Source organism: Mycobacterium sp. UM_11 (genome assembly GCF_001414075.1).
In the GTDB taxonomy this organism is placed as follows: Bacteria; Actinomycetota; Actinomycetes; order Mycobacteriales; family Mycobacteriaceae; genus Mycobacterium.
Window position 1 is genome coordinate 14,713 of record NZ_LATC01000012.1, and the last position, 26,876, is coordinate 41,588.

Annotated in this window: 25 protein-coding genes; 15 read left to right on the top strand and 10 right to left on the bottom strand. The window is 69.1% G+C overall.

The window, feature by feature from the left end:
* The first annotated feature begins 57 nt into the window (after nucleotides 1-57).
* Genes echA20 through WU80_RS05130 form a run of 5 tightly spaced genes read left to right on the top strand, consistent with a single transcriptional unit; the run spans nucleotide 58 to nucleotide 3,981 of the window.
* The gene (echA20, locus tag WU80_RS05110; RefSeq protein ID WP_055399702.1) at nucleotides 58-816 is read left to right on the top strand and encodes a (7aS)-7a-methyl-1,5-dioxo-2,3,5,6,7,7a-hexahydro-1H-indene-carboxyl-CoA hydrolase; all 759 of its coding nucleotides are present in this window, start codon (nucleotides 58-60) and stop codon (nucleotides 814-816) included.
* Complete coding sequence (gene ipdA, locus WU80_RS05115) at nucleotides 813-1,697, top strand: cholesterol ring-cleaving hydrolase subunit IpdA (RefSeq protein WP_055399704.1); 885 nt, start codon at nucleotides 813-815, stop codon at nucleotides 1,695-1,697. The genes echA20 and ipdA overlap by 4 nt, the downstream gene beginning before the upstream one ends.
* The gene (gene ipdB / locus WU80_RS05120; RefSeq protein ID WP_055399706.1) at nucleotides 1,694-2,437 is read left to right on the top strand and encodes a cholesterol ring-cleaving hydrolase subunit IpdB; all 744 of its coding nucleotides are present in this window, start codon (nucleotides 1,694-1,696) and stop codon (nucleotides 2,435-2,437) included. Before ipdA ends, ipdB begins: the two co-directional genes overlap by 4 nt.
* Complete coding sequence (gene ipdC / locus WU80_RS05125) at nucleotides 2,437-3,513, top strand: (3aS,4S,5R,7aS)-5-hydroxy-7a-methyl-1-oxo-octahydro-1H-indene-4-carboxyl-CoA dehydrogenase (RefSeq protein WP_055399708.1); 1,077 nt, start codon at nucleotides 2,437-2,439, stop codon at nucleotides 3,511-3,513. Before ipdB ends, ipdC begins: the two co-directional genes overlap by 1 nt.
* Before the next feature lie 42 nt (nucleotides 3,514-3,555).
* Complete coding sequence (locus tag WU80_RS05130) at nucleotides 3,556-3,981, top strand: nitroreductase/quinone reductase family protein (RefSeq protein ID WP_055399710.1); 426 nt, start codon at nucleotides 3,556-3,558, stop codon at nucleotides 3,979-3,981.
* A 127-nt stretch (nucleotides 3,982-4,108) separates the two neighbouring features.
* Here the strand turns inward: WU80_RS05130 and fadA6 are convergent, their stop codons facing one another.
* From fadA6 to ipdE1, 4 genes are read right to left on the bottom strand one after another with little or no spacing between them, the layout of a single operon-like run.
* On the bottom strand, nucleotides 4,109-5,269 hold the full coding sequence (gene fadA6, locus WU80_RS05135) for a steroid 3-ketoacyl-CoA thiolase FadA6 (protein ID WP_055399712.1): 1,161 nt from the start codon (nucleotides 5,267-5,269) through the stop codon (nucleotides 4,109-4,111).
* 3 nt (nucleotides 5,270-5,272) lie between these two features.
* Entirely contained in the window at nucleotides 5,273-5,875 is a 603-nt protein-coding gene (gene kstR2 / locus WU80_RS05140; RefSeq protein WP_156349418.1) for a TetR family transcriptional regulator KstR2, read from the bottom strand.
* Nucleotides 5,876-5,919: 44 nt separating this feature from the next.
* Nucleotides 5,920-6,708: a (5R,7aS)-5-hydroxy-7a-methyl-1-oxo-2,3,5,6,7,7a-hexahydro-1H-indene-carboxyl-CoA reductase gene (ipdF, locus tag WU80_RS05145; protein WP_055399717.1), complete on the bottom strand. Its 789-nt coding sequence runs from the start codon at nucleotides 6,706-6,708 to the stop codon at nucleotides 5,920-5,922.
* The gene (gene ipdE1, locus WU80_RS05150; RefSeq protein WP_055399719.1) at nucleotides 6,705-7,865 is read right to left on the bottom strand and encodes an acyl-CoA dehydrogenase IpdE1; all 1,161 of its coding nucleotides are present in this window, start codon (nucleotides 7,863-7,865) and stop codon (nucleotides 6,705-6,707) included. Before ipdE1 ends, ipdF begins: the two co-directional genes overlap by 4 nt.
* 48 nt (nucleotides 7,866-7,913) lie before the next feature.
* On the opposite strand from ipdE1, the gene fadD3 reads away from it, so the two are divergent.
* The 5 genes from fadD3 to WU80_RS05175 are packed head-to-tail and all read left to right on the top strand — an operon-like array spanning nucleotide 7,914 to nucleotide 13,648.
* Nucleotides 7,914-9,458, top strand: a complete 1,545-nt coding sequence (gene fadD3, locus WU80_RS05155; protein WP_055399721.1) for a 3-((3aS,4S,7aS)-7a-methyl-1,5-dioxo-octahydro-1H-inden-4-yl)propanoate--CoA ligase FadD3 — start codon at nucleotides 7,914-7,916, stop codon at nucleotides 9,456-9,458.
* Entirely contained in the window at nucleotides 9,458-10,591 is a 1,134-nt protein-coding gene (locus tag WU80_RS05160; protein ID WP_055399723.1) for an acyl-CoA dehydrogenase family protein, read from the top strand. The genes fadD3 and WU80_RS05160 overlap by 1 nt, the downstream gene beginning before the upstream one ends.
* The gene (locus tag WU80_RS05165) at nucleotides 10,591-11,550 is read left to right on the top strand and encodes an acyl-CoA dehydrogenase family protein (RefSeq protein ID WP_055399725.1); all 960 of its coding nucleotides are present in this window, start codon (nucleotides 10,591-10,593) and stop codon (nucleotides 11,548-11,550) included. The genes WU80_RS05160 and WU80_RS05165 overlap by 1 nt, the downstream gene beginning before the upstream one ends.
* Complete coding sequence (locus WU80_RS05170) at nucleotides 11,547-12,497, top strand: acyl-CoA dehydrogenase family protein (RefSeq protein ID WP_055399728.1); 951 nt, start codon at nucleotides 11,547-11,549, stop codon at nucleotides 12,495-12,497. Before WU80_RS05165 ends, WU80_RS05170 begins: the two co-directional genes overlap by 4 nt.
* Complete coding sequence (locus WU80_RS05175; RefSeq protein ID WP_055399730.1) at nucleotides 12,494-13,648, top strand: pyridoxal phosphate-dependent aminotransferase; 1,155 nt, start codon at nucleotides 12,494-12,496, stop codon at nucleotides 13,646-13,648. Before WU80_RS05170 ends, WU80_RS05175 begins: the two co-directional genes overlap by 4 nt.
* Here the strand turns inward: WU80_RS05175 and WU80_RS05180 are convergent.
* Nucleotides 13,645-14,478 (bottom strand): arylamine N-acetyltransferase, encoded by an 834-nt coding sequence (locus tag WU80_RS05180; RefSeq protein ID WP_055399732.1) that lies wholly within the window; start codon nucleotides 14,476-14,478, stop codon nucleotides 13,645-13,647. The genes WU80_RS05175 and WU80_RS05180 overlap by 4 nt on opposite strands.
* A 96-nt stretch (nucleotides 14,479-14,574) precedes the next feature.
* On the opposite strand from WU80_RS05180, the gene WU80_RS05185 reads away from it, so the two are divergent.
* From WU80_RS05185 to WU80_RS05195, 3 genes are all read left to right on the top strand, one after another.
* On the top strand, nucleotides 14,575-15,177 hold the full coding sequence (locus tag WU80_RS05185) for a DsbA family protein (RefSeq protein ID WP_055399830.1): 603 nt from the start codon (nucleotides 14,575-14,577) through the stop codon (nucleotides 15,175-15,177).
* A 126-nt stretch (nucleotides 15,178-15,303) separates the two neighbouring features.
* Nucleotides 15,304-18,459 (top strand): serine/threonine-protein kinase, encoded by a 3,156-nt coding sequence (locus tag WU80_RS05190; RefSeq protein ID WP_055399734.1) that lies wholly within the window; start codon nucleotides 15,304-15,306, stop codon nucleotides 18,457-18,459.
* 113 nt (nucleotides 18,460-18,572) lie between these two features.
* Nucleotides 18,573-19,061, top strand: a complete 489-nt coding sequence (locus WU80_RS05195; RefSeq protein ID WP_231633746.1) for a hypothetical protein — start codon at nucleotides 18,573-18,575, stop codon at nucleotides 19,059-19,061.
* On the opposite strand, the gene hsaB is transcribed toward WU80_RS05195, so the two are convergent.
* Genes hsaB through hsaA form a run of 4 tightly spaced genes read right to left on the bottom strand, consistent with a single transcriptional unit; the run spans nucleotide 19,030 to nucleotide 22,558 of the window.
* The gene (gene hsaB / locus WU80_RS05200) at nucleotides 19,030-19,596 is read right to left on the bottom strand and encodes a 3-hydroxy-9,10-secoandrosta-1,3,5(10)-triene-9,17-dione monooxygenase reductase subunit (RefSeq protein WP_055399736.1); all 567 of its coding nucleotides are present in this window, start codon (nucleotides 19,594-19,596) and stop codon (nucleotides 19,030-19,032) included. The two genes, WU80_RS05195 and hsaB, sit on opposite strands and share 32 nt — an antisense overlap.
* Entirely contained in the window at nucleotides 19,596-20,498 is a 903-nt protein-coding gene (hsaC, locus tag WU80_RS05205; RefSeq protein ID WP_055399739.1) for an iron-dependent extradiol dioxygenase HsaC, read from the bottom strand. The genes hsaB and hsaC overlap by 1 nt, the downstream gene beginning before the upstream one ends.
* Nucleotides 20,498-21,370, bottom strand: a complete 873-nt coding sequence (hsaD, locus tag WU80_RS05210; protein WP_055399741.1) for a 4,5:9,10-diseco-3-hydroxy-5,9,17-trioxoandrosta-1(10),2-diene-4-oate hydrolase — start codon at nucleotides 21,368-21,370, stop codon at nucleotides 20,498-20,500. Before hsaD ends, hsaC begins: the two co-directional genes overlap by 1 nt.
* Before the next feature lie 3 nt (nucleotides 21,371-21,373).
* Nucleotides 21,374-22,558: a 3-hydroxy-9,10-secoandrosta-1,3,5(10)-triene-9,17-dione monooxygenase oxygenase subunit gene (hsaA, locus tag WU80_RS05215; protein ID WP_055399743.1), complete on the bottom strand. Its 1,185-nt coding sequence runs from the start codon at nucleotides 22,556-22,558 to the stop codon at nucleotides 21,374-21,376.
* A 156-nt stretch (nucleotides 22,559-22,714) separates the two neighbouring features.
* On the opposite strand from hsaA, the gene WU80_RS05220 reads away from it, so the two are divergent.
* The gene (locus tag WU80_RS05220; protein WP_055399745.1) at nucleotides 22,715-23,797 is read left to right on the top strand and encodes a ferredoxin--NADP reductase; all 1,083 of its coding nucleotides are present in this window, start codon (nucleotides 22,715-22,717) and stop codon (nucleotides 23,795-23,797) included.
* Between the two features lie 50 nt (nucleotides 23,798-23,847).
* Nucleotides 23,848-24,381 carry a hypothetical protein gene (locus tag WU80_RS05225; RefSeq protein ID WP_055399747.1) on the top strand — a complete coding sequence of 178 codons (534 nt, stop codon included), beginning with the start codon at nucleotides 23,848-23,850 and terminating at the stop codon, nucleotides 24,379-24,381.
* 84 nt (nucleotides 24,382-24,465) lie between these two features.
* On the opposite strand, the gene WU80_RS05230 is transcribed toward WU80_RS05225, so the two are convergent.
* Nucleotides 24,466-26,589 carry an acyl-CoA dehydrogenase gene (locus tag WU80_RS05230; RefSeq protein WP_055399749.1) on the bottom strand — a complete coding sequence of 708 codons (2,124 nt, stop codon included), beginning with the start codon at nucleotides 26,587-26,589 and terminating at the stop codon, nucleotides 24,466-24,468.
* Nucleotides 26,590-26,876 lie beyond the last annotated feature (287 nt).

Sequence of the window (26,876 nt, forward strand, 5' to 3'; positions counted from 1 at the left end):
TGCTAGCGTACCAAGCAAGTGCTTGCTTAGGTAGTTACCCCACAAGGAAGTGGCACCTTGCCCATCACATCCGAAACCACCGAACCGGGCATCGTCGCGGTCACCGTCGACTTTCCCCCGGTCAACGCCATCCCGTCGCGCGGCTGGTTTGAACTGGCCGACGTCATCACGGCCGCCGGCCAGGATCCGCAGACCCATGTCGTGATCCTGCGGGCGGAGGGCCGCGGCTTCAACGCCGGGGTCGACATCAAGGAGATGCAGCGCACCGAGGGATTCACCGCGCTGATTGACGCCAACCGCGGCTGCTTCGCCGCCTTCCGCGCGGTCTACGAGTGCGCGGTGCCGGTCGTCGCCGCGGTGAACGGATTCTGCGTCGGCGGCGGCATCGGCCTGGTCGGCAACTCCGACGTCATCGTGGCCTCCGAGGACGCCACCTTCGGGTTGCCCGAGGTGGAACGCGGCGCGCTCGGGGCGGCCACCCACCTGTCGCGGCTGGTGCCCCAGCACCTGATGCGGCGGCTGTTCTTCACCGCCGCGACCGTCGACGCCGCCACCCTGCACCATTTCGGCTCGGTGCACGAGGTGGTGCCGCGCGACGAGCTGGACGAGGCCGCGCTACGGGTCGCCCGCGACATCGCCGCCAAGGACACCCGCGTCATCCGGGCCGCCAAGGAGGCGCTCAACCTGATCGACGTGCAGCGGGTCAACTCGAGTTACCGCATGGAACAAGGCTTTACGTTCGAGCTCAACCTGGCCGGGGTGGCCGACGAGCACCGCGACGCGTTCGCCGGGACGGCTAAGGGCAAGAAAGCATGAGCGACAAGAGAACCACGTTGGACGACGCCGTCGCGCAATTGCGCAGCGGCATGACGATCGGCATCGGCGGCTGGGGCTCGCGCCGCAAGCCGATGGCGTTCGTGCGGGCGATGCTGCGCACGGACCTGAAGGACCTGACCGTTGTCACCTACGGCGGGCCCGACCTCGGGCTGCTCTGCTCGGCGGGCAAGGTCAAGCGCGTCTACTACGGCTTCGTCTCGCTGGACTCCCCGCCCTTCTACGACCCCTGGTTCGCCAAGGCCCGCACGAGCGGCGCCATCGAGGCCCGCGAAATGGACGAGGGCATGTTGCGCTGCGGCCTGCAGGCCGCCGCCCAACGCCTGCCGTTCCTGCCGATTCGGGCCGGGCTGGGCAGCTCGGTCCCCGACTTCTGGGAGGGTGAGCTGAAGACGGTGGCCAGTCCGTACCCCGCGCCCGAGGGCGGCCACGAGACGCTGATCGCCATGCCGGCGTTGCGCCTGGATGCCGCCTTCGCGCACCTGAATCTCGGTGACTGCCAAGGCAATGCGGCCTACACCGGGATCGATCCCTACTTCGACGACCTGTTCCTGATGGCCGCCGAAAAGCGCTTCCTGTCGGTAGAGCGCGTCGTCTCCACCGAGGAGCTGGTCAAGGCCGTTCCCCCGCAGGCGCTGCTGGTGAACCGGATGATGGTCGACTCGGTGGTTGAGGCGCCGGGTGGGGCCCACTTCACCACCGCCGCACCGGATTACGGCCGTGACGAGAAATTCCAGCGGCACTATGCCGAGGCCGCCTCGACCGATGAAGGCTGGCAGCAGTTCGTCCAGACCTACCTGTCGGGTGACGAGGACGACTACCAGGCGGCGGTTCGCGCGTTCGCAGAGGAAGCGGCCAAGTGAGCAGCACCCGCGCCGAGGTGTGCGCAGTCGCCTGTGCCGACCTGTTCGAAGGAGCCGGCGAAATCATGGTCAGCCCCATGACCAACATGGCCTCGGTCGGCGCGCGGCTGGCGCGGTTGACGTTTTCCCCCGACATCCTGCTCACCGACGGCGAGGCGCAGCTGCTGGCCGACACCCCGGCTTTGGGCAAGACCGGGCCCGTCGAAGGCTGGATGCCGTTCGGCCGGGTGTTCGAGACGCTGGCCTGGGGCCGGCGGCACGTGGTGATGGGCGCGAATCAGGTTGACCGCTTTGGCAATCAGAACATTTCGGCGTTCGGCCCGCTGCAGCACCCGACCCGGCAGATGTTCGGCCTGCGCGGCGCGCCCGGCAACGCGATCAACCACGCGACCAGTTACTGGGTGGGCAACCACTCCAAGCGGGTGTTCTGCGAGGCCGTCGACGTGGTCTGCGGCATCGGCTGGGACAAGGTGGACCCCGACAACCCGGCTTTCCGCTTCGCCAACACCTACCGGGTGGTGTCCAACCTCGGGGTGTTCGACTTCGGCGGCCCGGACCGGACGATGCGCGCGCTGACACTGCACCCCGGGGTGTCGCCGGACGACGTCTGCGAGGCCACCTCGTTCGAGGTGCACGGCCTCGACGAGGCCGGCGAGACCAGGCTCCCGACCGACGAGGAGCTGCGGCTGATCCGCGAGGTGATCGACCCGAAGTCCCTGCGCGACAGGGAGATCCGATAATGAAGCTGCGCACGCCGCTGACCGAGCTGGTCGGTGTCGAGCACCCCGTCGTCCAGACCGGGATGGGCTGGGTGGCCGGTGCCCGGCTGGTGGCCGCAACGGCCAACGCCGGCGGCCTGGGCATCCTGGCGTCGGCCACCATGACGCTGGACGAGTTGGCGACGGCCATCGGCAAGGTCAAGGCCGCCACCGACAAGCCGTTCGGGGTGAACATCCGCGCCGACGCCGCCGACGCCGGCGACCGCGTCGATTTGATGATCCGCGAGGGCGTGAAGGTGGCGTCGTTCGCCCTGGCGCCCAAGCAGGAGCTCATCGCCCGGCTGAAAGAGGCTGGCGCGGTGGTGATCCCGTCGATCGGCGCCGCCAAGCACGCCAAAAAGGTGGCGGCCTGGGGCGCCGACGCCATGATCGTGCAGGGCGGCGAGGGTGGCGGGCACACCGGGCCCGTGGCCACGACGCTGCTGCTGCCGTCGGTGCTGGACGCCGTGGCGGGCACCGGGATTCCGGTGATAGCGGCGGGTGGATTCTTCGACGGGCGCGGGCTGGCTGCCGCGTTGAGTTACGGCGCCGCCGGCGTGGCGATGGGCACGCGCTTTCTGCTGACCTCCGACTCGACCGTGCCCGACGCGGTCAAGCGGCGCTACCTGGACGCCGCGCTGGACGGCACGGTGGTCACCAAGCGCGTCGACGGCATGCCGCACCGGGTACTGCGCACCGGCCTGGTCGAAAGGCTGGAAAGCGGTTCGCCGGTAAGGGGTCTCACCGCGGCGGTGCGCAACGCCGCGAAGTTCAAGCACATGTCGCAGATGACCTGGGCCTCGATGGTCCGCGACGGCCTGGCCATGCGGCACGGCAAGGAGCTGACCTGGTCCCAGGTGGTGATGGCGGCCAACACCCCGATGCTGCTGAAGGCCGGGCTGGTCGACGGCAACACCGAGGCCGGGGTGCTGGCCTCCGGGCAGGTGGCCGGGATCCTCGAAGACCTGCCGTCGTGCGCCGAGCTGATCGAGTCCATCGTGCGGGACGCGATCACGCACCTGCGGGCGGCGTCGGCACTGGTCGAAGGCGACGACTAAAGACCCTGGCTTGCGTTGCGACCCCGGGTCCATCGTGGGGTCATGAGTGCGCTGACACCCGAGGCGTGGCCCAAGCCATTACTGGGCGCGGTCCGTGTTTCCAACAGATACCTGCTCAACCCGCTGATGTTGCGCCTGGCCGGCCGCAAACACTGGTACGCATCGGCCATCCACCACACCGGGCGACGGTCGGGCAAGCAGTACACCACCCCGATCGTCGCGGACCGGACGGACGACGGGTTCGTCGTACCGCTGCCCTACGGCACCCGGGTCGACTGGTTGCAGAACGTCCTTGCGGCCGGGGGCGCAAGCATTTCCTCGGACGGCGAGAGCTACCAGGTGACGCGGCCCGAGGTCCTCGACGCGGCGGCCGCCATGCCCATGCTGTCGGCCGAGCGCCGACGCACGTTCGCCCGCGTCGGCATCCAGCACTACCTCAAAGTCCGGGACGCCGCACCGCCGAGTTGAGCGCGTCTTGACTCTCGACCACCGCGAGACTGAAACCACGCACACGTTCTACGGCGTGTCGCGTGCGTGGTTTCAGTGTCGCGCCTTGAGGGGAAGCCGCGCGCCGAAACACGAGACGCGCAGGGACTTACAGTCGCTCGATGATGGTGACGTTCGCCGTGCCGCCGCCCTCGCACATCGTCTGCAGGCCGTAGCGACCGCCGACGCGCTCGAGTTCGTTGAGCATGGTGGCGAACAGCTTGGCGCCGGTGGCGCCCAGCGGATGCCCGAGCGCGATCGCGCCGCCGTTGGGGTTGACCTTCTCGGGGTCGGCCTTGATCTCCTTGAGCCAGGCCAGCACCACCGGCGCGAACGCCTCGTTGATCTCGACGGTGTCGATGTCGTCGATCGACAGCCCCGTCTTCTCCAGCGCGTAGCGGGTGGCCGGGATCGGGCCGGTCAGCATGAACACCGGGTCGGCCGCGCGGGCGCTGATGTGGTGGATGCGGGCCCGCGGCGTGAGCTTGTGGTCCTTGACGGCCTGCTCCGAGGCCAGCAGCACCGCGCTCGCCCCGTCGGAGATCTGGCTCGCCATCGCGGCCGTCAGCTTGCCACCCTCGACCAGCGTCTTGAGGCCGGCCATCTTTTCCAGCGACGACTCCCTGGGACCCTCGTCCACCCGGAACGGCCCGGATTCCGTTTCCACGGTGATGATTTCGTTGTCGAAGTGACCGCTGCGGATCGCGGCGAACGCGCGCTCGTGGCTGGCCAGGGCGAAGCGCTCCATCTCCTCGCGCGACAGGTTCCACTTCTCTGCGATCAGCTCCGAGCCGCGGAACTGCGAGATCTCCTGGTCGCCGTAGCGGTGCAGCCACTGCTTGGACTCGTTGGTCGGCGAGGTGAAACCGAATTGCTCGCCGACGGTCATGGCCGAGGAGATCGGGATCTGGCTCATGTTCTGCACCCCGCCGGCTACGATGAGGTCGGCCGTGCCGGCCATGATCGCCTGTGCGCCAAAGGAAATCGCCTGCTGGCTGGAACCGCACTGGCGGTCCACCGTGACGCCGGGCACCTCTTCGGGGTAACCCGCGGCCAGCCACGAAAGCCGCGCGATGTTGCCCGCCTGGGCACCGATGGCGTCGACGCAGCCGGCGATCACGTCGTCGACGGCGGCGGGATCGACGTCGACCCGGTCGAGCAGGCCGCGCCACGCATAAGCGCCCAGGTCGACGGGATGTACCCCGGCGAGCGATCCACCGCGCTTGCCGACCGCGGTGCGCACAGCGTCGATGACGTACGCCTCAGCCATAGTTCAGTTCCCTTCCTTGGTAATTCCGCCAAGAACGATGGCGAGGTATTGCTCGCCAACCTGGTTCGCGGTCAGCGGACCGCCGGGTTGATACCAGCGCACCGACACCCAAGTGGTGTCACGAATGAAACGGTAGACGAGGTCGACGTTGAGGTCGGGCCGGAAGTACCCCTCGTCGATGCCCTGGTTGATGACCTCGACCCACATCTTACGTTGCTGCCGGTTCATGTCCTCGATGTAGGAGAACCGGGGCTGCGACAACAACCGTTGGGCTTCGTCCTGATAGATCACGACCTGGGCGTGCCGATGCTCGATCGCCTCGAACGACGCCATGAACAGCCCCTTGAGCCGCTCCAGCGGGTTGGCCTCGCTGTCGACGATCTCGCGGTAGCGGGCGAACAACCAGTCCAGGAAGCTGCGCAGCACCTCGTCGACCATCTCCTCCTTGGAGGAGAAGTGGTGATACAGGCTGCCGGACAGAATCCCGGCGCTGTCCGCGATGTCGCGCACGGTGGTGGCGCGTAGGCCGCGCTCGGCGAACATGGTCGCGGCGAGTTCCAACAACTCGTCGCGTCGGCTGTTCGCCTGACCGGCCACTCGGTCCACCCGGCCACCATATCAACCAAGCGCTTGCTTGGCCAGCTCGCCGGTCAGGGATGCTGGCTGGACACCGAGATGACCTCGCCGGTGAGGTAGCTGGAGTAGTCACTGGCCAGGAACGCGATGGTGGCCGCGATCTCCCAGGGCTCGGCGGCGCGGCCGAACGCTTCGCCCGCGGAGAGCCGGTCAAGCAGGTCGGCCGAGGTGGTCTTGTCGAGGAACTTGTGCCGCGCGATGCTCGGGGACACGGCATTGATGCGCACCCCATACTCGACGGCTTCGATTGCGCTGCAACGGGTCAACGCCATCACCCCGGCCTTGGCGGCCGCATAGTGCGCCTGGGAGTGCTGCGCCCGCCAGCCCAGGACGCTCGCGTTGTTGACGATCACCCCGCCGTGGTCCGCTTCGCGGAAGTATCCCAGCGCCGCCCGGGTCGCCCGGAACACCGAGGACAGCGTCACGTTCAGCACGCGGTCCCACTCGTCGTCGGTCATGTCCACCACCGGCGTCTGACCGCCCAGCCCGGCGTTGTTCACCAACACGTCGAGCCGGCCCATCCGCGCGGTGGTCGAGGCGATCAGCGCCTCCACCTGCGCGGTGGAGGTCACGTCGCACAGCACGCTTTCGACCCGCCCCAACCCCAGCGCGGACAGCTCGTCGGCGGTCTCCCCCAGCCGTCGCTCGTGGTGATCGGACACCACCACATCGGCGCCCTCGGCCAGGGCCCGCCTCGCGGTCGCCGAACCGATGCCGGTGCCCGCCGCCGCCGTCACGACGACCACCTTGCCTTGCAAAAGCCCGTGCCCGGCAACCTCTTTCGGAGCTTCGGACAGGCTCATCCCTTTACCTCCCGCGGCAGGCCGAGCACCCGCTCGGCGATGATGTTGCGCTGGATCTCGTTGGATCCGCCGTAGATGGTGTCCGCGCGGGTGAACAGGAACAGCCGCTGCCATTCGTCGAACTCGCCATCGGACAGGGTCAGCCCCGGCTTGCCGATCACGTCCATCGCCAGCTCGCCCAGGGCGCGATGCCAGTTGGCCCACAACAGCTTCGACACGTTATCTTTCCCGGCGGCCTGGCCGCCTCCTTCAACGTCCATGGTGGCCAGCGCGTACGAACGCATGGCCCGCAGCCCGGTCCACGCCCGGGTCAGCCGCTCCCGGATGAACGGGTCGTCGGCGGCGCCGTTGCGCTGCGCGAGCTCGGCGAGGTTGGAAAGCTCACGGGCGTAGCGGATCTGCTGACCCAGGGTCGAGACTCCGCGCTCGAAGGTCAGCGTGCCCATCGCGACGCGCCAGCCGTCGCCGGGTTCGCCGACCACCAGTGCGGCCTCGGTGCGGGCGTCGTCGAAGAAGACCTCGTTGAATTCCGAGTCGCCGGTCAGCTGGATGATGGGGCGGATCTGCACGCCCGGCTGGTCCAGCGGCACCAGCAGATACGACAGCCCGGCGTGCCGCTTGGAGCCCTTCTCGGTGCGGGCGACCACGAAGCACCACTGCGCCCAGTGCGCCAGCGACGTCCACACCTTCTGGCCGTTGATCACCCACTCGTCGCCGTCGAGTTCGGCGGTGGTCGCCACGTTGGCCAGGTCGCTGCCGGCGCCGGGCTCCGAATACCCCTGGCACCACAGCTCGGTGACGTCGAGGATCTTGGGCAGGAAACGCTGCTGCTGCTCGGGAGTCCCGAAGGCGATCAGCGTCGGGCCCAGCAGCTCCTCGCCGAAGTGGTTGACCTTGTCGGGCGCGTCGGCCTTGGCGTACTCCTCGTAGAAGGCCACCCGGTGCGCGGTCGACAGCCCGCGACCGCCGTGCTCGACCGGCCAGCCCAGGCAGGTCAGCCCGGCCTTGGCGAGATGCTGGTTCCAGGCCCGGCGCTCTTCGAAGGCCTCGTGCTCGCGCCCCGGCCCGCCGAGCCCCTTGAGGGCGGCGAATTCGCCGACCAGATTGTCGGCGAGCCAACCGCGGACCTCCGCCCGGAACTCCTCGACGTCCTGCATGCCCTGTAGGCTAACCTACCAAGCACTTGCTTTGTTAGGAGCATCCCGATGACTGGCGACCGGCGCACCGTGCCCGCGGCGCTGGATCGTTTCGTGCACCAGTCGCCCGACCAGCCCGCGTTGGTCACCGACGAGCGTTCGTTCACCGCCGCCGAGCTGCGCTACGAAGTTCACCGCGCGGCCGCCGCGCTGATCGCGCTGGGCGTGCAGCCTGGCGACCGCGTGGCGATCTGGTCGCCGAACACCTGGCACTGGGTGGTCGCGTGCCTGGCGATCCACCACGCCGGCGCGGCGATGGTGCCCCTGAACACCCGCTATACCGCCGACGAGGCGGGCGACATCCTGGCCCGCACCGGCGCGCCCGTGCTGTTCGCGATGGGCAAGTTCCTGGGCAACGACCGCGTCGCCGACTTGGATCGCTTGGGCCCTGGTGCCCTGCCCGCCCTGCGGCACGTCGTCCGCATCCCGGTCGATGACGATGACGGTAGCTGGGACGAGTTCATCGCCAACGGGACCGACACAGCGGCCGTCGCCGCCCGCGCCGCCGGCGTGACGCCCGACGACGTCAGCGACATCCTGTTCACCTCGGGCACCACCGGTCGCAGCAAAGGCGTGCTGTGCGCACACCGGCAGTCGTTGTCGGCCTCGGCGTCGTGGGCCGCGAACGGCAAGATCACCGGCGACGACCGTTACCTGTGCATCAACCCGTTCTTCCACAACTTCGGCTACAAGGCCGGCATCCTGGCCTGCCTGCAGACCGGCGCGACCCTGATCCCGCACCTGACCTTCGATCCCCTGCGCGCGCTGCAGGCGATCGAGCAACACCGCATCACCGTATTGCCCGGGCCGCCAACGATTTACCAGACGCTGCTGGACCACCCGGCGCGCGGGGACTACGACCTGAGCTCGCTGCGGTTCGCGGTGACCGGGGCGGCCACCGTGCCGGTCGTGTTGGTGGAACGCATGCAATCCGAGCTCGACATCGACATCGTGCTGACCGCCTACGGGCTCACTGAGGCCAACGGGATGGGCACCATGTGCCGCGCCGAGGACGACGCGGTCACCGTCGCGACCACCTGCGGGCGCCCCTTCGCCGACTTCGAATTGAGCATCGACGCAAGCACTCCCGGCGAGGCCGGCGAGGTGTTGCTGCGCGGTCCGAACGTGATGCTGGGTTACCTCGACGACCCGGACGCGACGGCCGCGGCGATCGACGCCGACGGCTGGCTGCACACCGGCGACATCGGCGCCGTCGACGCGGCCGGCAACCTGCGCATCACCGACCGCCTCAAGGACATGTACATCTGCGGCGGATTCAACGTGTACCCCGCCGAGGTCGAACAGGTGCTGGCCCGCATGGACGGGGTGGCCGACGCCGCGGTGATCGGCGTCCCCGACGAACGGCTCGGCGAGGTGGGCCGGGCGTTCGTGGTGCCGCGACCGGGCGCCGAGCTCGACGAGCAATCCGTGATCGCTTACACCCGTGAACATCTGGCGAACTTCAAGGCACCGCGGTCGGTGCGGTTCGTCGACGCGTTGCCGCGCAACCCGGGCGGCAAGGTGGTCAAACCACAACTGCGGGAGCTGGCCTGATGGATCTGGACCTAGACGACGAGACCCTGGCCTTCCAGGGTGAGGTGCGAGACTTCCTGGCGGCCAACGCCGATGCGATCCCGACGCAGTCTTACGACAATGCCGAAGGTTTCGCGCAGCACCGACATTGGGACCGCGTGCTGTACGACGCCGGGCTGTCGGTGATCACCTGGCCGAAGAAGTACGGGGGCCGCGACGCGCCGCTGCTGCACTGGGTGGTGTTCGAGGAGGAGTACTTCCGCGCCGGCGCGCCGGGCCGGGCCAGCGCCAACGGCACCTCGATGCTGGCGCCGACGCTGTTCGCGCACGGCACCTCCGAGCAGCTCGACCGCATCCTGCCGAAAATGGCCAGCGGCGAACAGATCTGGGCGCAAGCGTGGTCCGAGCCGGAATCCGGCAGCGACCTGGCCTCGCTGCGATCCACCGCGACCAAGACCGACGGTGGCTGGCTGCTCAACGGGCAGAAGATCTGGAGCTCGCGCGCACCGTTCGCCGAAATGGGTTTCGGGCTCTTCCGGTCCGACCCGGAAGCCGAGCGGCACCACGGCCTGACGTACTTCATGTTCGATCTCAAGGCCAAGGGCGTCACCGTGCGGCCCATCGTCCAGCTGGGCGGCGACACCGGCTTCGGCGAGATCTTCCTCGACGACGTGTTCGTTCCAGACCACGACGTGATCGGCACCCCGAACGAGGGCTGGCGCGCGGCCATGAGCACGTCGAGCAACGAGCGCGGCATGTCGCTGCGCAGCCCGGCCCGCTTCCTGGCCACCGCCGAACGACTGGTGCGGCTGTGGAAGGAAAACGGCTCGCCGCCGGCGTTCGCCGACCGGGTCGCGGACGGCTGGATCAAGGCGCAGGCCTACCGGCTGCAGACCTTCGGCACGGTGACCAGGCTGGCCGCCGGCGGTGAGTTGGGCGCCGAATCGTCGGTGACCAAGGTGTTCTGGTCCGACCTCGACGTGGACCTGCACCAGACCGCGCTCGACATCCTCGCCGCCGACGGCGAGCTCGCGGGCGGCTGGACCGATGGTCTGCTCTTCGCGCTGGGCGGGCCGATCTACGCCGGCACCAACGAGATTCAACGCAACATCATCTCCGAACGGCTGTTGGGCCTTCCCCGGGAGAAGCGGTAATGGACTTCGCACTAGACGAACAGCAGCGGGACTTTGCGGCCAGCATCGACGCCGCGCTCGGCGCGGCCGACCTGCCCGGCGTCGTCCGGGCGTGGTCCGCGGGCGACACCGCACCCGGCCGCAAGGTGTGGGGGCAGCTGGCCGACCTCGGCGTCACCGCGCTGGCAGTCCCGGAGAAGTTCGACGGCATCGAGGCGCACCCGGTCGACCTGGTGGTGGCGCTGGAACGCCTCGGACGCTGGTGTGTTCCCGGCCCGGTGGCCGAATCCATTGCCGTGGCACCGGTTTTGCTCGCCGACGATGAGCGCTGCGCCGCCCTGGCCTCCGGCGAGCTGATGGCCACCATCGCACTGCCGCCGCACGCCCCGCGCGCGGTCGACGCCGACACCGCCGGGCTGGTGCTAGTGGCCGCCGACGACGGCGTTAGCCAAGCGGAAGTCGGTGAGAGGCACGAGTCGGTGGATCCGAGCCGGCCGCTCTACGACGTAACCCCCACCGGACAAGCCTGGCGCGCGGACCTGCAGCGCGCCTACGAGTTCGGGGCGCTGGCCACCGCGGCGCAGCTGGTCGGCGCGGCCGAGGCGCTGCTGCGGGACACCGTCGACTACGCCAAGCAGCGGTCGCAGTTCGGCCGGGTGATCGGTTCGTATCAGGCGATCAAGCACAAGCTCGCCGACGTGCACATCGCTATCGAGCTGGCCCGCCCGCTGCTTTACGGCGCGGCCCTGGCGCTAGCCGATCGCCCGAGCGACAGCGCGCGGGATGTCAGCGCCGCCAAGGCGGCCGCGTCCGAGGCGGGCCTGCTGGCGGCGCGGTCGGCGCTGCAGACCCACGGGGCGATCGGGTACACCCAGGAACACGACCTGTCGCTGTGGCTGCTGCGGGTGCAAGCATTGCGTTCGGCCTGGGGTACCCCCGAGGCGCATCGGCGGCGGGTGCTGGAGGCGCTGTGCTCATGACCGAAGAACGGGAGATGCTGCGGGATACCGTCGCGGCCCTGGTGGCCAAGCACGCGAACCCGGCGGCGGTGCGCGCGGCGATCGAGTCCGAGCGCGGCTACGACGAGTCGCTGTGGCAGCTGCTGTGCGAGCAGGTGGGCGCCGCCGCGCTGGTCGTCCCCGAGGAGCTGGGCGGGGCCGGCGGCGAATTGGCCGACGCCGCAACGGTTTTACAGGAGCTAGGGCGGGGCCTGGTCCCCTCCCCGCTGCTCGGCACCACCCTGGCGGAGCTGGCCCTGCTGGCCGCCGCCGAGCCCGACGCCGAGACGCTCGCAGCGCTCGCGGAGGGCGCCTCGATCGGCGCGCTGGTCTTCGACGCCGACTACGTGGTCAACGGCGACACCGCCGACGTCGTCGTCGCCGCCACCGACGGCCAGCTCGCACGCTGGACGCGCTTCAGCGCTCAACCCGTCGTGACCATGGACCCGACCCGGCGGCTCGCCGCGGTCGCGCCCGAGGAGACCGAGACGATCGGCGCCGACCCCGGCATGGCCGACGCCGCGGCCATCCTGCTGGCCGCCGAGCAGATCGGCGCGGCCGAACGCTGCCTGGAACTGACGGTCGAATACGCCAAGAACAGAGTGCAATTCGGCCGGCCCATCGGCAGCTTCCAGGCACTCAAACACCGAATGGCCGACCTGTACGTGGCGATCGCCGCCGCGAAGGCCGTCGTGGCCGAGGCCTGCGGCGAGCCCACCCCGACCAACGCGGCCACCGCACGGCTGGTGGCCACCGAGGCGCTGTGCGCCGCGGCCGCCGAGGGCATCCAATTGCACGGCGGGATCGCGATCACCTGGGAACACGACATGCATCTGTATTTCAAGCGCGCCCACGGCAGCGCGCACCTGCTCAGCCCGCCGCGAGAGCTGCTTGGCCGCCTGGAATCCGAGGTGCTCGAGACGTCGTGAACGACCATGTCGCGCTGCGTGGCGCCATCCCGCCGTTCCATGTGATGGACGTGTGGCTGGCGGCCGCCGAGCGCCAGCGCAGCCACGGCGACCTGGTGAACCTGTCCGCCGGCCAGCCCAGCGTCGGGGCGCCCGAGCCGGTGCGCGCCGCCGCGGCCGCCGCCCTGCACCACAACGAGCTGGGTTACACCGTGACCCTCGGCACCCCCGAGCTGCGCGCGGCGATCGCGGCCGATTACCAACGCCAAGGGCTGCGCGTCGAACTCGACGACGTGGTGATCACCACTGGCTCCTCGGGCGGGTTCCTGCTCGCGTTCCTGGCGTGCTTCGACGCCGGCGACCGGGTGGCGCTGGCCAGTCCCGGATATCCGTGCTACCGAAACATATTGTCCGCGTTGGGATGTGAGGTGGTTGAGCTGCCGTGCGGGCCGGACACCCGCTTCCAGCCCACCGTGCAGATGCTCGCCGAACTCGACCCGCCGCCCCACGGCGTGATCGTCGCCAGCCCGGCCAACCCCACCGGAACCGTGATCGCTCCGGCCGAATTGGCGGCGATCGCGTCGTGGTGCGAGACCTCCGGGGTCCGGCTGATCAGCGACGAGGTCTACCACGGCCTGGTGTACGAGGGGGCGCCGCGGACCAGCTGTGCCTGGCAGACATCACGAGATGCCGTGGTGGTCAACAGCTTTTCGAAGTATTACGCGATGACGGGCTGGCGGCTGGGCTGGATGCTGGTGCCGCCCGTGCTGCTGCGGGCGGTGGACCGCCTGACCGGCAACTTCACCATCTGTCCACCGGTGCTCTCGCAGCTCGCCGGGGTTGCGGCCTTTACCCCGGAGGCGACCGCCGAAGCCGAGGGCAACCTGCACCACTACGCCACCAACCGCACGCTGCTGCTGGACGGCCTGCGCGGCATCGGCATCGACCGGCTGGCCCCCACCGACGGCGCGTTCTACGTCTACGCGGACGTGTCGCAGCACACCAACGACTCGATGGCGTTCTGTTCAAAGCTGTTGAACGACACCGGCGTTGCGATCGCACCCGGAATCGACTTCGACACCACGCACGGCAATTCGTTCGTCCGGCTGTCGTTCGCCGGACCGACGGGCGACATCGAAGAGGCCCTGCGACGGATCGGCGCCTGGCTCTAGGCGTCCAGGACCTTGTCCAGGCGCGCCTCGAGCGCGCCGCGGTCGCCGACGTCGGACACGTCGATGCCGAACCGGTCTCTGAGCGTGTCGACCACCGCCGCCGCGTCGTCGAGGCGGATCTTCTCGCTGGCGTCGGCGCGGTGGATGGACAGGTTCCGCCCGGCCAGGTTCAGCCGGGCGTCGTCGGTGACGCACGCGGCCATCAGCCCGGTCACGAAGTGCGACGACGGGTGCGTCGAAACGAACCAGCTGCCCACCACCAAGTCGATGTCCGGTGCGGTCCGGGTGCCGAATTCGTAGAGGGGTTGCCACTCGCCGCGCACCTGCGCCTGCAGGATCAGGCCGTCGCCGCGGTCGTCGAGCCGGTACGGCTCGTGCGTCGTCTGCTGCACGGTGCCGGTCTCGATGCGCAGGGGCGACGTCGGGGTCTGCCCGCCGAAGCCCACATCGACGAGGTAGGAACCGTGCGAGCCGGGAAACGTCACCGCCAGCACGGTGTGCGTCTGCGGCGGCGGCGAGGGGGCGTCGGGCGGGCGCATCCACACCACCCGGCCGGCCAGGCGGCGCACCCGAAAGCCGAGATCGGCCAGCACGTAGCCCATCAAGCCGTTGTTCTCGTAGCAATAGCCCCCGCGGCGCCGACGAACTAGCTTGCCGGCGAGCGCCTCCGGGCTCAGGTCGTCGACCGGCACGCCCATCACCGGATCGAGGTTCTCGAAGGGAATCGCCCTGGTGTGGGCGCTCACCAACGCGCGCAGGACCTCGAGGTTGGGCGCCGTCGCGCCGCCATAGCCGATCCGATCGAAGTACTCGCCCAGGTTCAGCGTCATGACGCCATTCTGCTGCCAAGGCCATCGGCAGGCGTGCGCCGGCCGGTAGCGGGTATGCGTCGCAATAGTTCGGTTCCCGACGCGAAGGAGGATCCCGTGGCCGACGTCGACCTCTACCTCGACCCCGTCTGTCCTTTCTCCTGGGTGACGGCGCGCTGGCTGCTCGACGCCGCGCCATCGACGCACACCCGGGTCACCCTGCGGCAAATGAACCTGGCCATCCTCAACGAGGGCGAGGACACCGACGAGAAACACCAGCGGATGATGGAGCGGTCGACGCGGCTGGGCAGGTTGTTCGCCGCGGCCGTCGGCGAGCGCGGACCCGACGCGTTCGCCGGCCTGTATGACTCCATCGGCCGCCGCATCCATGTGCGACAGGAAGACTTGACCGCGGCCACGATCCGCGCAGCCCTGGCCGAACACGGCCTCGGGGAACGCCTTGCCGAAGCGCTCGACGACAGCGGCTACGACCAACCGGTCAAGCAGGCGCACCAAGCCAGCCAGGACGCGCTGGGCGACGAGGCCGGCAGCCCGATCATCGCGGTCGACGGCCGGGCGTTCTCCGGACCGGTGCTGACCCGAACACCGAAGGCGCAGGACGGGGTTCGGTTGCTGGAGGCCGTGCTGACGATGGCCGGCGCTCCCGAATTCGCCGCGCTGCAACGGCCGTATCAGGGTCCGCCGACCATCGACGCCTGAGCGCGGCCGCCTACTCGGATCCCGACCGGGCGAACGAAGGTTGCCGGAAAAGCACATCCGTGAGGTTCTGGGCGCTACTCTTGACCTCGCCAATCACACACTTCGCGGAGGGTTGAGCGCCAGCAAATGCCTGAAGAGCCACGGCCCGACAGTGTCGCACCGGTACCGGCTGGCATCGCCGCGGAGCTGGCGGCCGCCGGGTTCGAAGACGCGCGACAGGTAGCTCGGGGCGGGGCGGGCGTCATCTACTGCTGCTACGAGACCGCCCTCGGGCGAAACGTCGCGGTGAAGGTGCTGCCGTCGCACATCGACGACGACAGCCGCGAACGCTTCCTGCGCGAGGGCTACGCGATGGGCGGGCTCTCCGGGCATCCGAACATCGTCAACATCCTGCGGGTGGGCGTCACCGGGAGCGGCAAGCCGTACATCGTGATGCCCTACCACTCGGCGGATTCGCTGGCGGTCCGGCTGCGCCGGGAGGGGCCGGTGCCCTGGCCCGAAGCCTTGCACATCGGCGTAAAGCTTTGCGGCGCACTGGAAACCGCGCACCGGACCGGGACCTTGCACCGCGACATCAAGCCCGCGAACATACTCGTCAACGATTACGGCGAGCCGCAATTGAGTGATTTCGGAATCGCCCACATCGAAGGCGGGTACGAGACGGCGACCGGATTCTTCTCCGGCACCATCGACTTCACCGCGCCCGAGGTGATGACGGGCAATCCCGCCACGGTGGCCTCCGACATGTACTCGCTGGGCGCCACGCTCTACGCCCTCATCGCGGGCAATGCCGCGCACGAGCGCAAGAAGGGCGAGGACCTGATCGCGCAATACCTGCGGATCAGTACCGCCGGGATCCCGGATATGCGTCCCGACGGCATCCCGGACGCGGTGTGCTCGGCGATCGAGAAGGCGATGTCGATCGACCCGGCCGAGCGGCCCGCCTCGGCCGAGGAGTTCGGCCGCGAGTTGCAGGCCGCCCAGCGCCGCAACGGTCTGAAACCCGACGCGATGGCCATCACGGGGCGCGCCTCTGCCGTGGCGACCGAGGTACCGCACGCCGCCCCGGTCCCGCCCGGGCCGCACAGCGAGGTGGCGCGTCCAACGGGCCTCAACACGTCGAGCATGCCGCCCCCACCGCGGTTGCCGACCGGGCACGACGACCCGACGTCGGCGATCAGCGCCCAGATCGACCAGCAACACGCGCGGGAGACCGCGCCATTTCCGCATGCCGGGCCCGCCGAGGTGCCGGACGCGGCCAGCCTGCTGCGCGCCGCACAAGCGTCGTCGACGCAGCCCACGGCGCGGCCTCCGCAAGCCGCCGCGCCGCCGGGCCGGGGCGGCGCCCAGGGCCCGCCGCAGGGTCCCCGGGCCCGGGCGGCCGCATGGTTCGCCGAGCCGGGCAAGAAGCGGAACCGCATCGCGTTGGTGGCCGGTGCCCTCGCCGCGGTCCTGCTGTTGGTCATCGGCGGCGTCTTCTTCGCGCTTTCGCCCGACAACAAGCGCGGTTCGAAGGGCGGGTCCGGGCAGCCGACGGCGCAGCCCCCCATGCAGTGGAAGCCGATCACGAACGCGCGCATCTCCCGCGACGCCGCGGCCACCACGCAGGCCGACGGGACCATCTGGATCTTCGGCGGAATCCGCAGCGACGGCGCCCACACCGGACTGCAGGAGGGCTACGACCCCGTCATCGACAGCTGGAAGGGCGGCGACGATCTACCGGTCGCCGTCTCCCACGCGATGGCGGTCACCTGGCAGGGAAACCCCGTCGTGCTCGGTGGCTGGAAATCCGAAGGCGGCAAAAACGTTGCCACCGACCAGGTTTGGCGCGTCGTCAACAGTCGCTGGGTGGAGCTGCCGCACCTGCTGCAGCCCCGGGCCGCCGCGGCGGCCGCCGTGGTGGGCGACCGCCTTATCGTCACCGGCGGCGTCGACGCCAGCGGCGCGCTGCTGAACACCACCGAGGTGTTCGACGGCAACACCTGGACCCTCGGCGCGCCCATTCCGACCCCGCGCCAGCTGCTGGGCGCGGCGTCGGACGGCAAGCTGGTGTACGCGGTGGGCGGCACCAACGGCAACGCGGACCTGGCGGCGGTCGAGGCCTACGACCCGGCCGCGAAGACCTGGACGCCGCTGCCCGCGCTGAGCCAGCCGCGCAGCGACCTCGGCGTGGCGATCGTCGACGGGCGGCTGGTCGCGGTCGGGGGCATGTCCGCGGGCCAACCGCTCAAGAGCGTCGCCGCGTTCGACCTGATGACGAAGGTCTGGTCCGCCCTGCCCGACATGGCGACCCCACGGCACGGCATGGCCGTCGACGCGGTGGAGAAGTCCGTGTATGCGATCGGCGGGTCGACCGCCCCCGGCGACGGCCAGCTCACCTCGTCGGCCGAAGCGCTGAAGCTGCCGGCCCGCCGGATCCAGCCGGCGTCGCAGTGGCGCTCGCTCCCGGACGCACCGACCCCCCGGCTGATGATGGCGTGGGCCGTCCAGGGCGACAAGATCTGGGTTCTGGGCGGCCTGCGCAACGGGGTCGCGCTGCAGACCGTCGAGAGCTACGACCCGCACACCGGCGTCTGGCAGACCGGTCCGCCGTTGCCCATCCCGCTGCATCACGCCGCGGCGGCGACCTACCGCGACGAAGTGGTGGTGCTCGGCGGTGCGAGCGATCAACTTGCCGACGCGTCGGACAAGGTGTTCGCGCTGCGTGGCGGGAATTGGGTTGAGCTGCCGCATCTCACGCACGCCCGTGCGGCGCCGGCCGCGGCCGTGGTGGGTGACAAGCTCGTCGTGGTGGGGGGGCAGAACGCCAAACAGCTCGTTCCGCAGACCGAGGTCTTCGACGGCAATTCGTGGACCGACGCAGCCGACATGCCCACCCCGCGCGAGCATCTGGCCGCGGTGTCGGACGGGACCTACGTGTACGCGATCGGCGGTCGGTTCCTTTCCGCCGACAAGAACTCCGCCGCGAACGAACGCTTCGACCCGCAATCGGGCGCCTGGACCAAGCTGGTCGGCATGCCCACCCCGCGCGGGTCTTACGGGGCGACCTACATCGACGGCCGCATCGTGGTGGTCGGCGGCGAGGAACCGACGATGGTGCTGAACGTGGTCGAGATGTACGACATCGCCGACGCGAAGTGGAGCACGTTGGCGCCGATGCCCACCGCGCGCCACGCCGAAGTGGTGGCGACGGTCGGCAACACCGTCTACTGCATCGGCGGTGCGAACCGGCCGACCCACGAGGGCCCGATCGCGACGGTCGAGGCGCTGGACTTCATGTAGGCCCGTGGGCCCCAGCCACGGCCAAAGCACGACTTTGTTTTATCCCTGTCAAATATGGGGACCCGATCCAGACACGGCTGCAGCACCATGCACCACTGAGACGGGAGCCTGATATGAGCACCAACACGATCTGGATCGTGGTCGCCGTCATCGCGGCAGTTCTGGTGATCGCCCTGCTGCTGCTGGCAGTCAACAAGACGAGAAGCCGGCAGCGGCAACGCCAGGCGGAGGAGATTCGGGAGCAGGCCAAGCTGGAGACCGCCAAGGTCGAACGGCGCGAGGCCCTCGCCCAGGAAACCGCCGCTAAGGCCCGCGCCGCCCAGGCCGAGGCGGAGGCCAAAGCGGCCGAAGCCGCGCGGCTGCAGGAGCGGGCGGCCAACCACCAGAGCGAGGTCTCGGCGTCGCGCGAACAGCTCGAGGAGCAGCTCAAGCGCGCCGACGAATGCACCCGCAAACGGCCGCAAAGCCGGCGGACGAGCACGACGATGCCGATGTGGCGCGTTCAGCGGAGTCGCACGATCCCACGACGGAGGGCGAGGGCGTCCGGCACGAGACGTCCCGCGGGACGCGCTAGAGCCAGGTGTCCTGGGTGGTGGCGGTGAGAAACGCTTCCAGGTCATCACGCCACTGCGCCGGGGTGGTCTTGTCCGGTTCGATCCCGGTGTACTCGCCGCGATAGAACAACAGCGGTCGCGGCTTGATCTTCGGTGCCTCCGACAACGATTGGACCGCGCCGAACACCACGAAGTGGTCGCCGCCGTCGTGGACGGACGCGACCGTGCAGTCGATGTAGGCCAGCGACCCGTCGATGATCGGCGAGCCGAGTTCGGAGGCGTGCCAGTCGATTCCGGCGAACTTATCGGGTTCCTTCGATCCGAATCGCGCGGACACGTGCTTCTGCTTCTCGGTCAGCACGTTGACGCAGAACCGGCCGCTGGCCTCGATGGCCTGCCAGGACCGCGAGACCTTGGTCGGGCAGAACAACACCAACGGCGGGTCCAGCGACAGCGCCGCGAATGACTGGCAGGCGAAGCCGATCGGGACCTCGTCGTGCACGGTGGTGATGATCGTGATGCCGGTGCAGAACTGGCCCAGCACCTGTCGAAAGGCGCGCGGATCGATCGGCGCGGCAGTCATCAGCCCTTGAAGCCGACGCTGAAGTCGTGGCCCCACAGGCTGATCGCGGTGCTCTCCCGGGCGATCCAGTCGTCGTCTTCGACTTGCCTTCCCTCGCAACCGAATTCGACGTCGAATCCACTCGGTGTCTTCATGTAGAAGGACAGCATCAGGTCGTTGACGTGGCGGCCCAGGGTCGCCGACATCGGCACCTTCTTGCGCAGCGCCCGGTCCAGGCACAGCCCGACGTCGTCGGCATTCTCGACCTCGACCATCAGGTGGACGATGCCGCTGGGGGTCTGCCCGGGCATGAAGGCCAGGCTGTGGTGGCGCGGGTTGCAGCCCAGGAACCGCAGCCAGGCCGGCGGCCCGTCGGCGGGACGGCCGACCACCTGGGGCGGCAGCCGCATCGAGTCGCGCAGCTTGAAGCCCAGCACGTCCCGGTAGAAGTGCAGGGTCTCTTCGTCGTCGCGGGTGGTCAGCACCACGTGCCCCAGGCCCTGCTCCTCCGTGACGAACTTGTGCCCGTACGGGCTGACCACCCGACGGTGTTCGAGGGCCGCGCCGTGAAAGACCTCCAGGCAGTTGCCGGACGGGTCGGAGAACCGGATCATCTCGTCGACCCGTCGATCCGCCAGTTCGGCCGCGGTGGCTTCCTTGTAAGGCGTGCCCTCGACGTCGAGACGGTTCCGGATCTCTTGCAGGCCAGCGGCATTCGCGCATTCCCAGCCGGCTTCGATGAGCCGGTCCTGCTCGCCGGGAACGATCACCAGCCGGGCCGGGAAATCGTCCATCCGCAGATACAGGGCCCCTTCGGTGCTGCCCTTACCCTCGACCATGCCGAGCACCTTGAGGCCGTACTCGCGCCAGGCCGCCATGTCGGTGGCCTCGATGCGCAGGTAGCCCAGCGACCGGATGCTCATCACGCACCTCCCAGGAAATCAACGGTCAACTTGTTGAACTCGTCGAACTTCTCCACCTGCGCCCAGTGTCCACATTGCCCGAAAACGTGAAGCTGCGCACGCGGGATGGTCTTCAGCGCGACCAGCGCGCCGTCCAGCGGGTTGACCCGGTCCTCGCGACCCCAGATCAGCAGCACGGGCTGGCGCAGCCGGTGCACCTCGCGCCACATCATGCCCAGCTCGAAATCGGCCCCCGCGAACGACATTCCCATCGCCCGGGTCGCGGTCAGGGATTCCGGCGTGCTGGCCAGCGCGAACCGCTCGTCGGTCAGCTCGGGCGTGATCAGCTTCTGGTCGTAGACCATGACCCGCAGGAACGCCTCGAGGTTTTCCCGAGTGGGTTCGACGGAGAACTTGCCCAGCCGCTTGACGCCCTCGGTGGGGTCGGGGGCGAACAGGTTGATGCTCAGCCCGCCGGGGCCCATCAAGACCAGCCGGCCGGCCCGGTCGGGGTAGTCCAGGGCCAACCGGACCGCGGTGCCGCCGCCCAACGAATTGCCCACCAGCGGAACGCGTCCCAGCCCCAGCTGATCGAACAGACCCTTGAGCGCCCGCGCGGCGTAGTGGTTGAACTGCCCGTGCTGGGCGCGCTTGTCGGAAAGCCCGTAGCCGGGCTGGTCGACGGCCAACACGTGAAACCGCTGCGCCAGCACGGGAATGTTGCGCGAGAAGTTCGTCCAGCTGGCCGCGCCCGGACCGCCACCGTGCAGCAGCACCACGGTCTGGTCGTTGCCGAGCCCGGCCTCGTGGTAGTGCAGCTTCAGCGGTCCGTCGACGTCGACCTCCGCGAACCGCGAGGTGGACTCGAAAGTCAGCTCTTCGGTAGCGGTCATCTACTAGACCATGGTGTCGCCGGGCGGCAACCCAAATTCGTTGTTCCCGAAGATCTGGTAGGCCCGCTCGGGGTCGTTGGCCGCGTGCACCCGGCCGGCGTGCGCATCGCGCCAAAAACGTTGCACCGGTTGGTCGTTGCCCAACGCGGTGGCGCCGGAGGCCTCGAACAGCCGGTCGATGGAGGCGATCGCGCGGCCGGTGGCGCGCACCTGGTCGCGGCGGGCGCGGGCGCGCAGCTCGAACGGGATCTCCTTGCCGGCACTCAACAACGCGTATTCGTCGGCGACGTTGCCGCTCAGCTGGCGCCACGCCGCGTCGATGTCGCTGGCCGCCTCGGCGATGCGCACCTTGGCGAACGGGTCGTCCTTGGCCTTCTCCCCGGCGAACGCCGCGCGCACCCGCTTGCCCTGGTGCTCCACGTGCGCGTCGTATGCGCCGTAGGCCATGCCGACGATCGGGGCGGAGATGGTGGTGGGGTGCATTGTGCCCCAAGGCATCTTGTAGACCGGCGCGGTGTTGGTCTCGTACCCGCCGGCGGTGCCGTCGTTCATCGCCTTGTAGGACAGGAAGCGGTGCCGGGGCACGAAAACGTCCTTGACGACCACGGTGTTACTGCCGGTGCCGCGCAGGCCGACGACGTGCCACACGTCGTCGATGCGGTATTCGCTGCGCGGGATCAGGAAGCTGCCGAAGTCGACCGGGCGGCCGTCCTTGATCACCGGACCGCCGAGGAAGGCCCACGTGGCGTGGTCACACCCCGACGACCAGTTCCAGGAACCGTTGACCAGATACCCGCCGTCGGTCACCACGCCCGCGCCCATGGGCGCGTACGACGACGACACCCGCACGTTCGGGTCGTCGCCCCAGACCTCTTCCTGGGCCTGCTGGTCGAACAACGCCAGGTGCCAGTTGTGCACGCCGATGATGGAGCTGACCCAGCCGGTGGAACCGCACGCGCTGGCCAGCCGCCGCACCGCCTCGTAGAACAGGGTCGGATCGCATTGCAATCCACCCCACTGTTCGGGCTGCAGCAGGGTGAAGAAGCCGATGTCCTGCAGCTCCTGAACGGTCTCGTCGGGCAGCCGGCGCAAATCCTCCGTCGCCTGTGCGCGCTCGCGAATCCGCGGCAGCAGGTCATCGATACCGGCTAAAACCGACTGCGCGTCGCGCTGTTGAATGGACGTCACTAGGTTTGCCTCCTGGGCCAAACTTAATCAGTGGACTTACACCAGAGACTAGAACACGTTCCGATTTGTGTCGAGCAGGGTATTCCTGCGGCTGGTAGCGATAGGAATCGGCTTTTCTGTAACATGTTCTAGTTGTGACGAGAGGGAGGATGGGTCGTGGCCGAGGCCAATCTCGACGAGCCGCTCGGTGACCACGTCCTGGAGCTGCAGATCGCCGAGGTAGTCGCGGAAACCGACGACGCGCGATCCCTGGTGTTCGCGGTGCCCGACGAGCCGGGCGACCCAGAGATCCCGCCCGAACGGCTGCGCTACGCGCCCGGCCAATTCCTGACGCTGCGCGTTCCCAGCGAACGCACCGGCTCGGTGGCCCGCTGCTACTCGCTGTGCAGCTCGCCGTTCACGGACGACGCGCTGACGGTCACGGTCAAGCGGACCGCGGACGGATACGCGTCGAACTGGCTGTGTGAGCACGCGCGGGCGGGCATGCGGATCCACGTGCTGGCGCCGTCGGGCAACTTCGTGCCCAAGACGCTCGACGACGACTTCCTGCTGATGGCCGCGGGCAGCGGGATCACCCCGATCATGTCGATCGCCAAGTCGGCGCTCGCCGAGGGCAGCGGCCAGGTGACGCTGCTGTACGCCAACCGCGACGACCGCTCGGTGATCTTCGCCGAAGCGCTGCGCGAGCTGTCGGCCAAGTATCCCGACCGGCTGACGGTGGTGCACTGGCTGGAATCGCTGCAGGGGATGCCGAGCGTGCCCGCGCTGGCGAAGCTCGCCGCCCCCTTCACCGATCGGCCCGTGTACATATGCGGGCCCGGCCCCTTCATGGATGCGGCCCGCGAAGCGCTGGACTCGCTGAAAGTGCCTGCGCCGCAAGTGCATATCGAGGTGTTCAAGTCGCTGGACTCCGACCCGTTCGCGGCGGTCAAGATCGACGACACCGCCGCGGGTGACCAGCCGCCGGCCACCGCGGTGGTGGAGCTGGACGGCGAAACCCACACGGTGTCGTGGCCGCGTCACGCCAAGTTGCTCGACGTGTTGCTCGCGAAGGGTTTGGATGCGCCGTTCTCGTGCCGCGAGGGCCACTGCGGTGCGTGCGCCTGCACCCTGAAGGGCGGCAAGGTGAGCATGGAGGTCAATGACGTGCTCGAGCAGCAAGACCTCGACGACGGCCTCATCCTGGCCTGTCAATCTCACCCGGAATCTGATTCGGTAGAAGTCACCTACGACGAGTAGTCGCGGGGTTAGGTTCACCCTTAGGGTTGGCGAACCGAGAGGGGAGCGGCATGAAGCGGCTGATCACCGGGTTTGCGGTGGCCACAACGGCCTTGGCGTTGCTGCCCGGACCGGCCGCCGGCGCGGCCAGCAACACCGCCACCACGTTGTTCCCGCTGGACGGACCCAACCAGCTGGAGACGCGCACCGTCCTCAATTGCTTCAAGGCCGACGGGCACTGTGACTTCACCGCCGGGGCCGACATGCTGACGCCCGACGGGGTGACCGGCTTCCCGCACGAGCTTTGGGCCCGGCAGACCACCGAGATCCGGTCGTCGAACCGGCTGGCCTATCTCGACGCGCACGCCACCGGTCAGTACGAGCGGGTGATGAAGTCGATGGGATCCGACGAGATCACCACGGTCTACTTCGGCGAGGGGCCACCGGACAAGTACCAGACGACCGGCCGCATCGACTCCACCGATTGGCAGACGGGTCAGCCCAAGACGGACAACAACGTCATCGTCTGCACACACATCCAGGTGGTCTACCCCGGGGTCAACATCACCTCGCCCAGCACCTGCGCGGTCACGACGTTCTCGTAATCCCTTGTGGCGCGCCGAGATTGCACCCGGGGTTGTGATTCCGCGAAATCCACGACCGTGGCAGCAATCTCGACGCAGATCCCGTCAGCGCGGGAGGCCGAGGAGCCGCTCGGCGGCCACGGTGAGCAGGATCTGCTCGGTGCCGCCGGCGATGGTGAGGCAGCGGGTGTTCAGGAAGTCGTACACCGCGTGGTTGCGAACCAGCCCGCCGCCGTCGGCGACGTCCATCATGTATTCGGCCAGCGCCTGCCGGTAGCGCACCCCGATGAGCTTGCGGACGCTGGACTGCGCCCCGGGGTCCTGCCCGCCCACGGCGAGCTGGGCGATCCGCTGGTCCAGCAGCGCGCCGGTTTGCGCGATGACGATCAACCGGCCGAGCCGGTCCCGCTGCGCGGCGTCGAGGTCGAGCTTCTGAAGCACCTTGAGCAGCTCCTCCATCGGGTTGCCCAGCGCGGTGCCGGTGGCCATCGCGACCCGCTCGTTGGCCAGCGTGGTGCGCGCCAGCCGCCAGCCGTCGTTGACGTGCCCGACCACCAGCTCGTCGGGAACGAACACGTTGTCCAGGAAGACCTCGTTGAACAGCGAGTCACCGGTGATCTCGCGCAGCGGGCGGATCTCGATGCCCGGCGAGCGCATGTCCACCAGGAAGTAGGTGATGCCCTTGTGCTTCGGCGCGTCGGCGTCGGTCCGCGCCAGGCACACGCCCCAGCGCGCTTTGTGCGCGGCCGACGTCCACACCTTTTGCCCGGTGAGCAGCCAGCCGCCCTCACCGCGCACGGCTTTTGTGCGCAGCGACGCCAGGTCCGACCCGGCTCCCGGCTCGGAAAACAGCTGGCACCAGAGGAATTCGCCGCGCAGCGTGCCCGGGACGAAGCGCTCGATCTGTTCGGGCGTGCCGTGTTCGAGGATCGTCGGCGCCGCCCACCAGCCGATCACCAGGTCCGGACGGGCCACGCCGGCCGCCGCGAGCTCCTGATCGATCAGCAGCTGTTCGGCCGGTGACGCGCCCCGCCCGTGCGGCGCCGGCCAGTGCGGCGCCTGCAACCCCGCCTCGGCGAGCGCCGCCTGCCGCTTCTCGGCGGGCAGCGCGGCGATCTCGGCGACGGCCGCGGCGATCTCCGCGCGCTGGCCCTCGACCTCGGTGAGGTCGATCCCCAGGCGCCGCCGCACCCCGCCCTGGGTCAGTTCGGTGACCCGGCGCAACCAGCGTTCGGCGCCGCCCAGGAACCGCCCGATGGCGTGCGCCCGGCGCAGGTACAGGTGCGCGTCGTGTTCCCAGGTGCAGCCGATGCCGCCGAGCACCTGGATGCAGTCCTTCACGTTGGCCTTCACGGCGGCAATGCCGGCGCTGGCCGCCAAAGCGGCCGCGATCGAAAACTGGTCGGCGTCGCTGTCGGCGGCGGCACGCGCGGCGTCGGCGGCGGCCACCTCGGCCTGCTCGGCGCGGCACAGCATCTCCGCGCAGAGGTGCTTGACGGCCTGGAAGCTGCCGATCGGCTTGCCGAACTGCTCACGGACCTTCGCGTAGTCGACGGCGGTGTCCAGCGACCACCGGGTCACCCCGGCCGCCTCGGCCGCGAGCACGGTCGCCGTCAATTCCTCGACGCGCCGGCGCGACGCCGTGATCGCGGCGGCCGGCGCGGACGTCAGCACCACCCGGGCCAACGGCCGGGAGAAGTCGGTGGCCTCCAGCGCCTCGACCTGCACGCCGTCGCTGTCGGTGTCCACCAGCAGCCACTCGTCGCCGGCCGGGAGCAACAGGACGCCGCCGTCGGCGGCGCCCAGGACCAACGGCAGGACCCCCGACGCCCGCGAGGTCTCGCCGTCGAACTGGGCGTCACCCTCGAGCGCCAGCCCGGCGAAGCGCTCGCCCGCCGCCAACTGCGCCAACAGATCGGGGTCGGTGACGACGAGCGTCGCCAGCGCGGTGGTGGCGACCGGCCCGGGAACCAGCGCCTTGGCCGCCTCCTCGACCATCGCGCACAGGTCCTCGACGCTGCCGCCCGCGCCACCATGTTCCTCGGGGATTGCCACGCCGAAGATGCCCAGCTCGGCCAGGCCTGCGAACACCGGGCGCCACGCGTCGGCATCGCCCTGCTCGACCTCGCGGATCGCCGTGGTCCCGCCGGGGCCCGACGCCGAATTGCGGGCCCAGTCGCGCACCAGGGTGCGCGCGGCGAACTGCTCGTCTGTGACGGTCGCTACCACCGTTGGGACCTCCGCGTCCTTCGCGTGACGTGACGTGGGGCCTACGACCCCTAGCTCTCGATTCTCCCGCGTGCATCGGGTCGCTGCGCAACCCTCCTCTTCGCAGACTAGAACGTGTTCTAATAGTGCCAGCGATCGACCGTCAAGTCGAACGCCATCACAGCAGCACACGCCGCTGTCCCGGCGGTACGGAGGTGGGAAATTCACACTCAGCATGCGTATCGTTTGCAAGCGAGCCGCCAGGAACAGGAGCAACCCGTCACATGCCAGCCAGTGCCAACTCGAGC